Genomic DNA, 14,891 nt, shown 5'->3' on the forward strand with positions numbered 1-14,891 from the left:
ACAAATCATAACGTATTATACGTCTTTATTCAAGCGTTTCTCGCTCTCCTAATAAACGTACCGCATAGACTTGTTCACAAAATCCTTTTAATCCGTTATAAATGCGATGCATTCGTGAATCATGGTGTACAAGTCCAAATACAGTTGGACCACTTCCACTCATTAATACAGCATCCGCTCCAAATCGCTTCATCTGTGATTTAATACGGGCAACTTCAGGATGCATTCCAAATGTTACATCTTCTAAAACGTTACCAACAGTATCACAAATTCCTTTATAATCACCAGAATTTATGACATCAACCATTTTATCTACATTTGGATGTGTAACTCGATTTAACTTTAAATTTCCATACACATCAGCAGTAGATACACCTATATGTGGTTTCGCTAAAATAACCCAACAAGAAGGCGGAGTCTTTATATGCTCAATTTTCTCTCCTCTTCCAGTGGCAATTGCTGTGCCTCCGTATACACAGAACGATACATCTGATCCAATTTCTGCACCAAGCTCTGCTAACTCATCAATTGCAAGCCCTAAATTCCATAATTTATTAAGACCACGTAATGTCGCTGCTGCATCACTACTTCCACCTGCTAATCCAGCTGCTACTGGAATCGTTTTTTCAATAGTAATAGATACACCTTTTTTTACATTAAACTTCTCTTTTAATAATTTCGCTGCCTGATAAGCTAAATTTCGTTGGTCGTCTGGGACATACCGATTATGGGATAAAATTTCAATACGGTCTTCTGCTAATTCCGTTAGTTCTAGACGATCTGCTAAATCAATGGTTGTCATAATCATTTTCACTTCATGATATCCGTCTTGTCTTTTTCCCAGTACATCTAACGACAGATTAATCTTTGCTGGTGCTTTCACTAGTAGCTTCAATCTATTCACCCACTCTATGTACTCAATCTTTTATCGTTTATTTTACCATAAATTTATAGTAAGACGATGACACTTCCCTAATTATAACGAAAAGCATTCAGAATGAAACTACTTATGTAAAATGATGGCACCTTTTAGAGTACAAAAAGCCGAGGAATGTCTCCTCGGCTACCGTAGCACAGAAAGTATCTTACAACTACTGGTTTCGTTTCATTAATTGCTGTTCTGCAATTTCTATAGCACGTTTCACCATGTTACCAGCATCTTTCGCACGAATTCCGCCCCATCCTTCTTTCTGAACAACATCATAAAAGCCAAGCTCTTTTGCTAGCTCTTCTTTAAATTGGTTTGACATGACACCTCTTCGTCTACTCAATGCAGAGTCCCTCCTTATTTTGCTACGGTATAGTTAGTATGCAAAATAATATAGCTTTTCATTTATGGGAATATATGTAATGATATATGGATTATAAAATGACCTCATTATGAGGGTCTCCATAAAATGTTAACTCTACTGTCTCTGTTAAAACATCTGCATAACTATAAGATACACGTTGCAACGCATCTTCTTGTTGATCCAATTGTACAACAAAAACGGAGCGGTATGTTTCTGCTAGTACACCTGATTGCTCCACAGTTTTTCTTCTTCCACTATTTGCTTTTAACATAAGTCGCTGTCCAAGATGGTGATCTAATTCGCTTTTAATTTCATCTAAACGTTTTGACATATACTTCGCTACACCTCGCTGTAATTTAGATTGAACACTTAAAGCACGATATATCTATCCTAATTATTAACCGCGATTCACAGCTAATATCATCCTGCGTTTGAATAGATAGAAGAAATACTATATTGTAAAAGTATCATTACGTAGTCTTTACGTTCTTACCTCTTTTTATCCAAATTCATTTAAATCCTTCCATACAAAAAAGCAAGATACATATGTACCCTGCTTACTCTTCGTAATGTTGAAAAGGTAATCCCGTTCGTAAAATCCCTCTCGTTTCAATTCCACCTAGTCCCTTTTCACCAGTAATTGTATTACGTACGACATCCCATACATTGACTCTCTCCATAAATGAAGTAAAACTAATTTTACCAACTACATATACAGGATCTAGTGCATGAATATTAATTCTAGATGGTGAACTAGCGAAATTGGCCCCTGCACGAATTAGTGCCTCAAAATGTGATTGACATGCCCCAGCAAAAATAACAAGTTGATCCAATGATGGATATTTTTTTCGCACTTCACGAACAGCCTGTACAAAATGCCTTGAATGCCTATATGCCGCTAAATCTCCCTTCACTCCTTTTGATTTTGTATATGCATCATGCCCTGTAATAACGAGAATGTCTGGGCGAAAGTGATCTATTAAGTCTACTACTTTTTCATGCATCTCCGTTTCTTTACAATGAATACCTTGAACAGGAACGCCAATTTTATTATATAAATCTAAGCACTTGCGCAAATATAAAGGGTCTCCATCTATATGCAATACACGTCCCGGCATTTGAAAATAATTTACCTCACTTGTGTATCCACCAGTTGAAGTATGTTCATGCCTTTGTTTCATCAGTACATAATCTTGTTGAAACAAACGATACGTGCGCTCCATTGTTTCTTTCTCACGCTTCACCCTTTTTTTATGTTCTCTTTGATCTATACTAATTAAATCTTCAAGTGGCGCATCCGCCACCAGTCTAATTTCCTCTCCAAACAATATAGCTATCTCGCCTTTTATTTCTATAATACGAAAAAGAATATCCCTCTTATGAGAATATCGTTCCACTAATTCTCCAACATGTAAAACCATTCTCCTACCTCCAAACTCATTAGGCCATCTTACCTGTTTTTAAAGTATGAATTTAGAGAGCGAAAGGTGACAAAAGGGACAGTTCAACTTGAACTGTCCCTTTCATATTCTTATGATAATTTATGAAGAACTAATGCATTACTTAATGTTGCAAACTCTTCAATAGATAGCGTTTCGCCTCTTCGCTTTGGATCAATTCCTACTTCTGTTAAAATTCGATCCAATAACTCCTTATCTTTCGGGAAACCATTTAAATTATTTGATAAATTATTCATTAAAGTTTTACGGCGCTGTGCGAAACTTGCTCGTACTACTTCAAAGAAAAACGTTTCATCTGTCACCTCTACAACCGGTTTAGGACGCTTTAGAAGGCGGATAATTGCAGAATCAACGTTTGGCTGTGGTACAAACACTGTACGCGGTACAGTCATAACTGTTTCAACCTCTGTATAGTACTGAATGGCAATCGATAAAGAACCATACTCTTTCGTTCCAGGTTTAGCAGCTAAACGATCTCCAACTTCTTTTTGCATCATAACAACAAATCCACGAACTGGTAACTTTTCTTCAAGCAATTTAAATAAAATTGGCGTTGTAATATAGTACGGTAAGTTAGCTACTACCATTACATCTTGCCCTTCTTCAAATTGCTCATTAAATACTTCATGTACATCTGCTTTTAGTACGTCTTTATTAATAACTGTAACATTACCATATGGCGCTAACGTCTCATCTAAAATTGGTAATAGTCTTTGATCAATTTCAAAAGCCACTACTTTTTTAGCACGCTTCGCTAATTGCTCTGTTAATGCACCAATACCTGGTCCAATTTCAATTGCACCACTTTCTGAACCAATTTCTGCATGATCGACAATACGATTTAATACATTTGTATCAATTAAAAAGTTTTGTCCTAAACTTTTTTTGAATGAAAATCCATACTTTTCAACAATGTCTTTTGTACGATTTGGCGTTGCGATATCCTTCATTTTTTTTCCTCCTGTATTACTTGCTTATAAGCTTCTGCAAATGATTCCTTTGAAACTTGAAACATCTGTAATCGTTTATGTAACTGTTTTGCATTTGTATAACCAATCTTTAATAGCTTACCCATTCTTTCTCTGCGGCTCTTTGCCATTTCTCCGCCCACTAAGCCTGCATCGACTAAATCACTCCAACTAATTTCACTTGTGTAAGCTTCCATTTCTTCATGTATATTCTCTAGAGCACGGCGAATCGACTCATTAGAAGCATGTTCAATCCCAACACCCTTTTTCCTTTTAGCAAGCGCTTCTTCCTTCGGTAAAAAAGCATGCTTACAGCCAGGAACCTTGTCAGAAATAATTTTTCGAATACGCTCTCCAGGATAATCCGGATCTGTGAAAATAATAACGCCCCTTTTTTGCTGCGCTAATTTAACTTGCTCAATAACATGATCACCGATTGCTGAACCGTTCGTTTCAATTGTATCCGCATCAACAGCACGCTTAATCGCAACTGTATCATCTTTACCTTCTACAACGATAATCTCTTTTATTTTCATGCTTGCCTCCACACTCATTTCGTCTCTACTTAGTAAAACAAAAAAATGACGACTTTTCCATTATTATTTTCCCCATTCTTATATTTTAAAAAATAGAATAGAAAAATCTTTGTTCCCTGTCCTTATTGTAACACTTCATCATTCACATTTATTTTCTTCATTACTTCTACTAGTTTTTCTCAAAATAAAAAAGAACAGGTTTCCCCCGTTCTTTTTATTCAACACCAAATAAAACTTTTGCATTTTTAGTTGTCATTTCTGCTACTTCCTCATAAGAAATTCCTTTTAAATTCGCAATTTCTTCTGCTACGAGTTTTACATAACTCGGTTCATTTCGTTTCCCGCGAAATGGATGCGGCGTTAAATAGGGACAATCCGTCTCTATTAACAATTTCTCTAATGGAATCTCCGTAGCAACTTCTTTCGGTTTCTTAGCGTTTTTAAATGTAACTGGTCCACCTAACGAAATTAAAAAGTTCATATCAACACATCGCTCTGCTACTTCTACGCTACCGCTAAAGCAATGCATAATGCCTCCTACTTCAGCTGCATTCTCTTCTTCTAGAATATCGACAATATCTTGAGTTGCATCGCGGTTATGTATAATAATCGGCAAATTTACTTTTTTCGCTAATGCAATTTGTTTACGAAATACTTCTTTCTGTATTTCTTTTGGAGACTTATCCCAGTGATAATCTAAGCCCATTTCTCCAAGTGCAACGACTTTAGGATGAGAAGCAAGTTCTTCTAACCAAGCTAAATGTTCTTCTGTCATGTCGATTGCATCAACTGGATGCCAGCCAACCGCAGCGTAAATAAAATCATAGGCTTCAGCTAATTCCATCGCCTTTTTTATCGTTACTTCATCAAAACCAACAACAACTGTATAAGTAACTCCCGCTTCTTTCATTCGGGCAATAACCTCTTGCAAATCTTCTTCGAATTGCTCTGCATTCAAATGTGAATGTGTATCAAACAACATAATACATAACTCCTTTTATATTGAAATCAAGTTTATTCTACAAAAATAAGTTTTTTAATAACTTAACGATAACAATACTACAATCTTAATGCAAAAATAGAGAGTGTAAAAAGAAAAAAGACGCTTCACACATGTTACACGTGAAACATCTCTTTTCTTGTCTTAATTACTTGATTTTTGTACCATTTGGTAGATTTTGGTCAATTGATGCTAATGACAATACGCCATTCTCTTCACCCGCTAAAATCATACCTTGCGATAATTCACCGCGTAATTTTACAGGTTTTAAGTTTGTTACACAAATAACCTTTTTACCTTTTAAGTCTTCCGGCGAATAGAATTTTGCAATTCCAGAAACAACTTGACGCTTTTCTGTGCCTAAGTCTAGTTGAATTTTTAACAACTTGTCTGCTTTTTTCACAGGTTCAGCAGATAGTACTTCAGCTACGCGTAATTCTACTTTAAAGAAATCATCAATTGTAATTTCTTCTGCCTTCGGTTCTTCTTCTATTTTCTCTTCTACTTTAGGAGCAGAGCTTTTCATTTGTTCTTTAATGTACTCTACTTCCACTTCCATTTCTAAACGAGGGAAAATTGGGTTTCCTTTTTCTACTTTTGTTCTAGCTGGAATGCAGCCAATTGTAGATAGACTTTCCCAAGATTTATGAGCTTCATCAGTAAGGCCAAGCTGAGCAAACATCTTGCTTGGTGCTACTGTTAAGAATGGCATAAGCATAATACCTGTTTGACGAAGTACTTCTGCTAAATGAGCCATTACAGAAGCTAACTTTTCACGATCATTCTCATCTTTTGCTAATACCCATGGTTGTGTTTCATCAATATATTTATTCGTACGACTAACTAGTTGCCAAATAGATCCTAACGCTACAGAGAACTCCATATTCTCCATTGCTTCTTCTACTTTTTTCAAAGTATCTTGTGCAAACGCTACTAACGTTTCATCAAATTCCGTCACATTTTCTTTAAATGCAGGGATTTCTCCGTTAAAATACTTATCAATCATAGCTACTGTACGATTTAATAAATTACCTAAGTCATTTGCTAAGTCGAAATTAATACGCTCCACAAATCCTTCTGGTGTGAATACACCATCAGATCCAAATGGAACTTCACGAAGTAGGTAATAACGTAATGCATCTAATCCGTAACGATCGATTAATGTAACTGGATCTACTACGTTTCCTTTTGACTTACTCATCTTTCCATCCTTCATCAAAATCCAGCCATGAGCAAAGACTTTCTTCGGAAGAGGTAAATCTAATGCCATTAAAATTATCGGCCAATAAATTGTATGGAAACGAACAATTTCTTTCCCAACTAAATGCACATCTGCAGGCCAGAATTTTTTATATTTCTCTTCATTTGCTGTTCCATAACCTAACGCCGTAATATAATTAGATAATGCGTCAACCCATACGTAAATAACATGTTTTGGGTTACCAGGAACACGAACTCCCCAGTCAAATGAAGTACGAGAAACCGCTAAATCTTCTAATCCTGGTTTAATAAAATTATTAATCATTTCATTTTTACGAGACTCCGGCTGAATGAAATGTGGATTATCTTCATAGAACTTTAATAGTCTGTCGACATATTTACCCATTCTAAAGAAATAAGATTCTTCACGAACAAGTTCTACATCATGACCACTATCTGGGCTTTTTCCTCCAACTACTTTGTCGCCTTCCATAATTGGATCTACTAATTGATGCTCTGTATAGAACGTCTCATCTTGTACAGAATACCAACCTTCATATTCATCAAGATAAATGTCACCTTGATCTACTAATTGCTTAAAGATTTTTTCGACAACATCTTTATGACGATCTTCAGTTGTACGAATAAAATCATCATAAGAAATATCCATCTTCTCCCAAAGCTCTTTAATTCCTGCAACAATGTTATCAACATATGCCTGTGGCGTAATATTTAACTCTTCTGCTTTCTTTTGGATCTTCTGTCCATGCTCATCAGTTCCTGTTAAATAATGCACATTATAACCTTGCATACGCTTATATCGTGCCATCGCATCTCCTGCTACTGTCGTATAAGCATGTCCAATGTGTAATTTTCCACTTGGATAATAAATTGGGGTAGTAATATAAAAGGACTTATTTTCCTCTGTCATTGTTTTGGACCTCCCGAATAACCTCATATGTATTTATAAACAGTATATCAAAAACTCATATATAAAGTGAAACTTTAATCAGTAGGGTTTTTGTTCCTCCCCACTAATTATTAGCCCACATTAATTGGGCTTTACGAGCAGCCCAAATCTAACTTATCTTCTTTACGCCAACCTAATTTTAAATTTAGGTCTTAATGCTCGATATCTTTATCATCTATTGCTCATATTTCACAAAAATATACAATCTCCACTTTTAATTTATTATTTTTTCAGAAAATAATGTAAATAATTGTGGAATTTCCTCTCAATCTATTATATATAAGAAATAAGAAATCTATAAATCTTTTTAAAAAATATAGAATTTAAGAATTGACGGAAATGTAAATGATTGGTATCATATGTCCATAGGGTATTTTGTCGAAAAATGACGAATCTAAAAATAGACTCGAAACTTATAAACTATTTATTTAGGAGGAAAAAAATTATGAAATCTACTGGTATTGTTCGTAAAGTTGATGAATTAGGTCGTGTAGTAATTCCAATCGAATTACGCCGTACTTTAGGTATTGCAGAAAAGGACGCTCTTGAAATCTATGTTGATGACGAAAAAATCATCTTAAAGAAATATAAACCAAACATGACTTGCCAAGTAACTGGTGAAGTATCTGACGGTAACCTTTCTTTAGCTGAAGGTAAAATCATCTTAAGCAAAGAAGGCGCTGAGCAAATCTTAAACGAACTTCAAGATTATATCGAAACAGCAAAATAAGCTTCTCAATTATGAGAAGCTTATTTTTTATCGACATGATAGATTTGATATACATCTCTTTTCGACAAATCTCGATCTTTAGCGACTGTTTTAATCGCTTCTTTTGAATTCATACTTTTTTCATTTATATAATATTCAATATGATCATATACCGAAAGAGATTCCCACCATTGTTCTTCTGGAGCAGGTTCTTCTGTTGAACCAGCTACTAAAATACAAAACTCACCACGTACTTCATTTTGCTTCGTCCACTCAATTGCTTCTTCGATTGTCCCTCGAATAAATTCCTCAAATTTTTTAGTTAACTCTCGACATAATACAATCTCTCTATTTCCCAACACTTCCTGCATCGAAATTAAAGTATCGTCTAAACGATGAGGCGCTTCATAAAACATCATTGTAGTTTGTACATAACGAAGCTTTTCTAACTCCATCTTTCGTTCCTTTTTGTTTCTCTGCAAGAAACCATAGAAATAAAACTGCTTTGTTTCAAGACCGGATGCAATTAATGCTGTAAGGGCTGCATTTGCTCCAGGAAGCGGAATTACATGATATTGCTCAGCTACTGCCTCAACGACAATATCGTAACCTGGATCAGAAATACACGGCATACCAGCGTCGCTAACAAGTGCTACATTCTTTCCATCCTCTAATTTCTCTAATAGTTTCTTCCCACTTACTTCTTTATTGTGCTCATGATAACTCGTAACAGGTGTTTCAATTTCAAAATAATTACAAAGTTTTTTCGTTTGTCTCGTATCTTCAGCAGCAATTAAATCAACTTCTTTTAAAATTCGGATTGCACGAAATGTCATATCTTCTAGATTTCCAATAGGAGTTGGTACTAAATATAAAACTCCCTTTTCATTTTGTTGAAAGCTTTTTTGTTGCCACATAGCGTTCTCCTTTTTGCATATATGCCTCTTTTTGTTTTCTCGTTAATTGCTTAAAGTAATACTCCGCTTGCATAGCTGTACGCTTATCATCGTGGGTCTCTACATATTTTAAAACAACAGGAAGCCTGACGCGTGTATACTTAGCCCCTTTGCCGCTATTATGAGTCTGAATTCTCTTTTCTATATGGTTTGTATATCCAGCATAATAACTTCCATCAGAGCACTCTACCACATAAAAAAAGTGCTTATTCTTCTCCATATAAAATCGAACGTAGCTCCTTTGTATATTCGTTATTGTTCTCATATACAACGAGAGGCGGTAAAATTTTCAAATCTGCATTTCCATCCTTAATTCCTTCAATTAACAATGTATTTGCTTCTTTTCCAACCTTAGGATAAACAAATTGCACGCGCTTTGGTTCAATTTTATATTTACGCATTAATGTGACAATGTCTAGTAATCGCCCTGGACGATGTACAAACGCTACTTTCCCACCTTGTTTTACTAACTGACTACTTACAGATACAACATCTTCTAATGTACACATAATTTCATGACGAGCTATCGCTAAATGTTCATTCATATTTTTCTCTGAAGTTTGAGGTGTTTGAAAATATGGTGGATTACATGTAACAACATCATATTGATGACGCCCAAGTTTCTCTGGCATATCTTTCAAATCTCCATGTATGAGGTGAATTCTTTCCTCCAACCCATTGTATTGAACACTTCTTACTCCCATATCATATAAGCGTTCTTGAATTTCCACCCCAGTAATATTTCCTTTTGTTCTTGTACTTAATAGAAGGGGAACAACCGCGTTACCTGTACACAAATCAAGTAAATTCCCCTTTTGAATTGGTACCCATGCAAAATCTGCAAGTAAAACGGCATCTAAAGAAAAATTAAATACTGATGGGCTTTGTATAATCTTCATGTCTTGTGCTAATAAGTAATCTAAACGTTCATCTTCATATAAATTCATATACTGCTCCTTTTCTTACCCTTAACCTACCCTATTTCATGTATAAAAAATTACCTTTCCAATTATAATTGGAAAGGTAATTTCACTTTTTATTTAAGAATGACAGACAGAATAAACAATCTCCCTCTTTACGTACACTTCCATAATGTAGATTGCAAATATGAAAACCTTCTTGATACAGTCTCGCTAAATTGTCATAGCCTTCACCAATATCTGTTTTCGGCTTCACTTCTTTACGTTTTTGAGTTTTTTGTTTTTCTTTATTCTGCACTTCTTCAAAACGGTGTCGCAAATTGTTATTTTCCATTTTTATATGCTGGTTTTCTTCCAACAACTCTGCAAGATGCTGTTTTAACTCTCCCAACTGTTTATATAAATGTCCAATTTGCTCTTCCATACTAGAAACCGATTCAAAAATATCTTTTTTCTCCACAAGCACCCACCTCATTAATCTGTGGTTTGACTCGAAACGACCCCTTTATTCACTAACTCATCTAACGTATATTCTACTATCCGTTCCTTGTCTACTAGTTCCACTTGAATTAATCTTTCTAAAATATTTAATCCGATAACACGGCCAGTACCATGCGGGGTTTGTATACGTTGATCTAAATCAGGAAGTTGTTCCTTTGCTGCCTCATATTCATCATTCTCATATTTTAAGCAACACATTAAGCGACCACATAAACCAGAGATTTTTGCAGGATTTAATGATAAATTTTGATCCTTTGCCATTTTAATGGATACAGGTTCAAAATCCCCTAAAAAAGTAGAACAACAAAGCATACGACCACATGGACCAATACCACCTAGCATCTTCGCTTCATCACGAACACCAATTTGTCTTAGTTCAATTCTTGTTCTAAAAATTGCGGCTAAGTCCTTCACTAGTTCGCGGAAATCGATCCGACCATCCGCAGTAAAATAGAAAATAATCTTATTACGATCGAATGTATACTCTACATCTACAAGTTTCATATCAAGATTATGCTCTACTACCTTTTGTTGACAGACTTGATATGCTTCTTTGGCAGCATGTTTGTTCTCTTCAACAATGGTACGATCATTTTCATTTGCAATACGAATAACCTTTTTTAGCGGTAATACAACGTCGTTTTCATCAACTTGTTTTTTGGTAATAACTACTTTTCCGTATTCAATACCTCTTACCGTTTCTACAATGACAAACTCATTTTCAGAGATATCGAACTGGTTTGGATCAAAGTAATATACCTTTCCGGCCTTCTTAAAGCGAACACCTACTACATCATACAAAACGGTCATCCCTCCTGCAACCGCAACACTAACTGTTCGAACACAAGCTGCGCATTTACATTAGCGTTGATTCTATTTTTTGCCTCTAATATATTAAAGAGAGCTGATACAATGCGCTTCTGAGCATAGGAAAACGATTCAAACATCTCTTTCTGATCATGAAAAACAAGACGATCTTCTTCTCCAAGTTGAACATATAATAAATCCTTATAAATAAGGAGTAACATATCTAAACCTTGCTGTAATTGTTCTTTCTCTCCAAAGTGTTTTCCCCATTTTTCTTGTACAAAAAAAATAGAGGTTTTATCTTTTTCGAGCGCTTCACATAATTTTATCACTAAAGCTCGTGCTTGTGCAAACCATTCATCACTACATAAAGCTAAAGCTTCATCAAAACTATTTGTAAGTTGAGCAGCAAGTGTCGATAAAGATGCTGTAATCCCTTCATCCTGTAATCTTCTAATTAAAGATTCCGTAGGTAACGGTCTAAACGTAACAACTTGGCAACGAGATAAAATCGTATTTAAAATTTGATGACTTTGTTCAGTAAGTAAAATAGCAGTTGTATCACTACTTGGTTCTTCTAAAAATTTCAAAAGTGTATTTGCCGCATTTGCTGTCATACGATCTGCGTGCTCAATAATATATAATTTTTTATTTGCCTCTAATCCTGTTTTTGAAAACTCTTCTTGTAAATCATGAATTTGCTGCTTTTTAATAGATAATCCGTCTGGTTTTACAATATGTAAGTTAGGGTGGTTACCTGAATCAATTCGCTTACAGTTTGTACATACATGGCAGGGCTCTACCCCATTCCGCTCAGAACAGAGGAAACTCTTTGCCATTTGAATTGCTGTCGCAAACTTTCCTGTCCCTTTCCCTCCCTCTAACAAGTAAGCGTGGGATATACGCTCTTTTGCAATGCTATTCATCAACATTTTTACACCGATGGGTTGTATAGCAGAAAGCTGCTCCCACGTCTTCGTCATAATGCATACCTCACTTATTTCATTCTTTCCTTCTATTATAACAATTTATCTTCTATAATCTGAACAACTTCTTCTATAAGTTTTTCCATCGGCTGATCAGCATTTACCAATACAATACGATCCGAGAAACGTTCTACAACTTGTAAATACCCTTCGCGCACACGTTTATGGAAAGAGATATCTTCCATATCTAGTCGATTTACTTCACGTCCTGCATCTTTTTCAATCCGAGCCAAACCAACCTCAGGCTCAATGTCTAGATAAATTGTTAAACTAGGCATACAGTCCTCTGTTGCGAAACGATTTATTTCAAATACCTTATCCATACCCAATCCTCTTGCATAGCCTTGGTATGCTAAAGAGCTATCTATAAAACGATCACATAACACGAGGTAGTTCTCATTAAGTGCTGGCATAACTTTTTCTACTAAATGTTGTCTGCGCGCAGCAGCATAAAGAAGCGCTTCTGTACGTGCTTCCATCATCGTATATTCTTGTTTATGTAAAATCGTCCTAATGTCCTCAGAAATTGCAATACCGCCTGGTTCCCTTGTCGCCATTACCTTTTGTGCTTTTTTTTCAAAATATGGCAATAAGCTTTTAATTAACGTTGTTTTACCTGAACCTTCTGGGCCCTCAATTGTTACAAATAATCCCTTCATCCTAAAACCTACTTTCTATATCATACACTTTCATATATTTCGTATTACCTTGAAAACGAGCTCCTGCTCTCTCTAAATACATAATTTGCTCTTTATGCTCTGAAGTAATTCTCTCTCCATACATAATCAATGGAATTCCAGGTGGATACGGAATCACCATTTCCGCCGCTATCATTCCAACAGCCTCTTTTATAGATACTATCTTTGTTTCATATCCGTCTAGTTGTTTATACGTATACGGTAAAAGAGAGAATTCACCTTTATAAGTATAACGAATAGATTCCCTCTTGTCTTTCACCTCATAATGTTGCAATGCTACTCGGATCATCTCTATAACCTTCATATATCCCTCATTTACTTGTAAGGGTAAAATAAATAGGACATTGTACGGATCAGCCATCTCTGTATATATACCGACCTTTTCAAATACAGACTGTAATTCGTACCCTGATAACTGACAACGAGTTTGTACGGTGACCTTTAACTCATCTTGCAACGGATATTCTAAAATGGCGATTTGGGGAATAGAACGTAATTGTTCCTTAAATCTTCGTAAAAACTCAACAATTTCACTGTGACCTTCTTCTTTTATACGCGCCATTGTAAAGCGTGCTATATCCAAGGAAGCCATAATTGGATACGATGGACTACTAGATTGTAGCATACTTAAATAAGTAGTAACCTTCTCTTCGTCTACTAAGTGACTATTTATATGTAAATAGGAACCCATTGTCATTGCGGGTAATGTTTTATGTGCAGAATGAACTACAATATCTGCACCATATGTTAATGCTGACTTCGGGAATGGTTCTCCCAAGCACAGATGTGCCCCATGTGCCTCATCTACCAAAACAGGGATTTTATGTGCATGTGCAAAAGCGATGCTTGCCTCTAGATCCATACCCATACCATAATAATTAGGATGCGTTAAAATGAGTGCTTTCGCATTTGGATACTTTTCAATTGCTTTCTTAATAATTTCGTTACGAACTCCCACCGGTACGTTATAAGCTTCATCAATCCATGGATCTAAAAAAATGGGATTTGCTCCCGCAAGTTTTAAAGCATTAATAATTGATTTATGGCAATTTCTTTGTACAAGAACAATATCATGTTCCCCACAACAAGACAAAATCATTGCTAAGTTCCCGACTGTTGAACCATTAATTAAAAAATAGCTCCTCTTTGTATTATAAACTTCAGCCAATAATTGTTGTGCCTCATCTATACATTCAAACGGACTATGCAAATCATCTAGTCCTGCTAACTCAGTTACATCAATAGATAGAATATCTTTAAACTCTCTTATTGCCTCCTGAGGGAAGTTTAAACCATTCTTATGACCTGGAACATGAAAGGATAACGGCCCTCTTTCTTTAAACTCTATTAACGCCTCATATAAAGGCATACGATTTTGATTCATCTACATCTCTTCCTTATTATTCATTCTCTATCTATTATACAGAACAAAAAAAATAATAGGCATATGCCTATTTAAAAATATGATACTTCTAATTTTCGAAGCTGCTTTAAATAATGTATATATTTCGGATCATCTGTCTCTGTATTCACCATATCCTTTTCACATTCATAGCATATTAAATTATTATAAACATATATACCTTCTTTTCTTTTTGTCTCACAAACAATACAAACTTCACTTTGTAATTTCATAGCCTTCCCTCCCTATTTTAGTGAACCTATTTTATACTTCTAATCCTTAACAATTTACAGAAAAATATACACCCATCTCTTATATAATATGATTAACTCTTGGGCAACGTGTTTGTATCACCCTTACTTCTTTCCCGTTCTTTTTAACAATACAAAAAAACACAAGTCAAATGACTTGTGTTTTTAGTTGCTTGGCGACGTCCTACTCTCACAGGGACAAGGTCCCAACTACCATCGGCGCTAGAGAGCTTAA

General features: G+C 35.4%; 18 protein-coding genes. 1 reads left to right on the forward strand and 17 read right to left on the reverse strand.

Annotated features, from left to right (window positions below; all coding sequences use genetic code 11):
• Positions 1–25: 25 nt before the first annotated feature.
• The 8 genes from ispE to metG all read right to left on the reverse strand — a co-directional run bounded on the left by ispE (position 26) and on the right by metG (position 7,387).
• On the reverse strand, positions 26–895 hold the full coding sequence (ispE, locus tag QO049_RS26195; protein ID WP_284489637.1) for a 4-(cytidine 5'-diphospho)-2-C-methyl-D-erythritol kinase: 870 nt from the start codon (positions 893–895) through the stop codon (positions 26–28).
• 196 nt (positions 896–1,091) lie between these two features.
• Complete coding sequence (sspF, locus tag QO049_RS26200) at positions 1,092–1,271, reverse strand: acid-soluble spore protein SspF (protein ID WP_002094215.1); 180 nt, start codon at positions 1,269–1,271, stop codon at positions 1,092–1,094.
• Positions 1,272–1,362: 91 nt separating this feature from the next.
• Positions 1,363–1,623: a biofilm formation stimulator Veg gene (gene veg / locus QO049_RS26205; protein WP_000044347.1), complete on the reverse strand. Its 261-nt coding sequence runs from the start codon at positions 1,621–1,623 to the stop codon at positions 1,363–1,365.
• A 226-nt stretch (positions 1,624–1,849) separates the two neighbouring features.
• Positions 1,850–2,713 (reverse strand): sporulation peptidase YabG, encoded by an 864-nt coding sequence (yabG, locus tag QO049_RS26210; RefSeq protein WP_000242868.1) that lies wholly within the window; start codon positions 2,711–2,713, stop codon positions 1,850–1,852.
• 110 nt (positions 2,714–2,823) lie between these two features.
• Positions 2,824–3,702: a 16S rRNA (adenine(1518)-N(6)/adenine(1519)-N(6))-dimethyltransferase RsmA gene (rsmA, locus tag QO049_RS26215; RefSeq protein WP_000651548.1), complete on the reverse strand. Its 879-nt coding sequence runs from the start codon at positions 3,700–3,702 to the stop codon at positions 2,824–2,826.
• Positions 3,699–4,256 carry a ribonuclease M5 gene (gene rnmV / locus QO049_RS26220; protein ID WP_000692835.1) on the reverse strand — a complete coding sequence of 186 codons (558 nt, stop codon included), beginning with the start codon at positions 4,254–4,256 and terminating at the stop codon, positions 3,699–3,701. Before rnmV ends, rsmA begins: the two co-directional genes overlap by 4 nt.
• A 214-nt stretch (positions 4,257–4,470) precedes the next feature.
• Positions 4,471–5,238, reverse strand: coding sequence for a TatD family hydrolase (locus QO049_RS26225; protein WP_000895843.1), 768 nt, complete (start codon positions 5,236–5,238; stop codon positions 4,471–4,473).
• 166 nt (positions 5,239–5,404) lie between these two features.
• Positions 5,405–7,387, reverse strand: a complete 1,983-nt coding sequence (gene metG / locus QO049_RS26230) for a methionine--tRNA ligase (protein ID WP_246961713.1) — start codon at positions 7,385–7,387, stop codon at positions 5,405–5,407.
• 484 nt (positions 7,388–7,871) lie between these two features.
• On the opposite strand from metG, the gene QO049_RS26235 reads away from it, so the two are divergent.
• Entirely contained in the window at positions 7,872–8,156 is a 285-nt protein-coding gene (locus QO049_RS26235) for an AbrB/MazE/SpoVT family DNA-binding domain-containing protein (RefSeq protein WP_000843036.1), read from the forward strand.
• 20 nt (positions 8,157–8,176) lie between these two features.
• Here the strand turns inward: QO049_RS26235 and rsmI are convergent, their stop codons facing one another.
• The 9 genes from rsmI to QO049_RS26280 form a co-directional block, all read right to left on the reverse strand.
• Entirely contained in the window at positions 8,177–9,052 is an 876-nt protein-coding gene (gene rsmI / locus QO049_RS26240; RefSeq protein ID WP_000267821.1) for a 16S rRNA (cytidine(1402)-2'-O)-methyltransferase, read from the reverse strand.
• Entirely contained in the window at positions 9,021–9,311 is a 291-nt protein-coding gene (locus QO049_RS26245) for a GIY-YIG nuclease family protein (RefSeq protein ID WP_000414350.1), read from the reverse strand. Before QO049_RS26245 ends, rsmI begins: the two co-directional genes overlap by 32 nt.
• Complete coding sequence (locus QO049_RS26250; RefSeq protein WP_001055367.1) at positions 9,298–10,038, reverse strand: tRNA1(Val) (adenine(37)-N6)-methyltransferase; 741 nt, start codon at positions 10,036–10,038, stop codon at positions 9,298–9,300. The genes QO049_RS26245 and QO049_RS26250 overlap by 14 nt, the downstream gene beginning before the upstream one ends.
• Positions 10,039–10,120: 82 nt before the next feature.
• Entirely contained in the window at positions 10,121–10,471 is a 351-nt protein-coding gene (yabA, locus tag QO049_RS26255) for a DNA replication initiation control protein YabA (RefSeq protein ID WP_000412063.1), read from the reverse strand.
• 14 nt (positions 10,472–10,485) lie between these two features.
• Positions 10,486–11,313, reverse strand: coding sequence for a PSP1 domain-containing protein (locus QO049_RS26260; protein ID WP_000272429.1), 828 nt, complete (start codon positions 11,311–11,313; stop codon positions 10,486–10,488).
• A gap of 5 nt (positions 11,314–11,318) precedes the next feature.
• Complete coding sequence (gene holB / locus QO049_RS26265) at positions 11,319–12,302, reverse strand: DNA polymerase III subunit delta' (RefSeq protein ID WP_000169563.1); 984 nt, start codon at positions 12,300–12,302, stop codon at positions 11,319–11,321.
• A gap of 35 nt (positions 12,303–12,337) precedes the next feature.
• Positions 12,338–12,964 carry a dTMP kinase gene (gene tmk, locus QO049_RS26270; protein ID WP_000677214.1) on the reverse strand — a complete coding sequence of 209 codons (627 nt, stop codon included), beginning with the start codon at positions 12,962–12,964 and terminating at the stop codon, positions 12,338–12,340.
• A 1-nt stretch (position 12,965) separates the two neighbouring features.
• The gene (locus QO049_RS26275; RefSeq protein WP_001075297.1) at positions 12,966–14,387 is read right to left on the reverse strand and encodes an aminotransferase class I/II-fold pyridoxal phosphate-dependent enzyme; all 1,422 of its coding nucleotides are present in this window, start codon (positions 14,385–14,387) and stop codon (positions 12,966–12,968) included.
• Between the two features lie 71 nt (positions 14,388–14,458).
• Complete coding sequence (locus QO049_RS26280; RefSeq protein ID WP_000776279.1) at positions 14,459–14,638, reverse strand: sigma factor G inhibitor Gin; 180 nt, start codon at positions 14,636–14,638, stop codon at positions 14,459–14,461.
• Between the last annotated feature and the right edge of the window lie 253 nt (positions 14,639–14,891).

This window comes from Bacillus sp. RB3 (genome assembly GCF_030164735.1).
Lineage (GTDB): Bacteria > Bacillota > Bacilli > Bacillales > Bacillaceae_G > Bacillus_A > Bacillus_A cereus.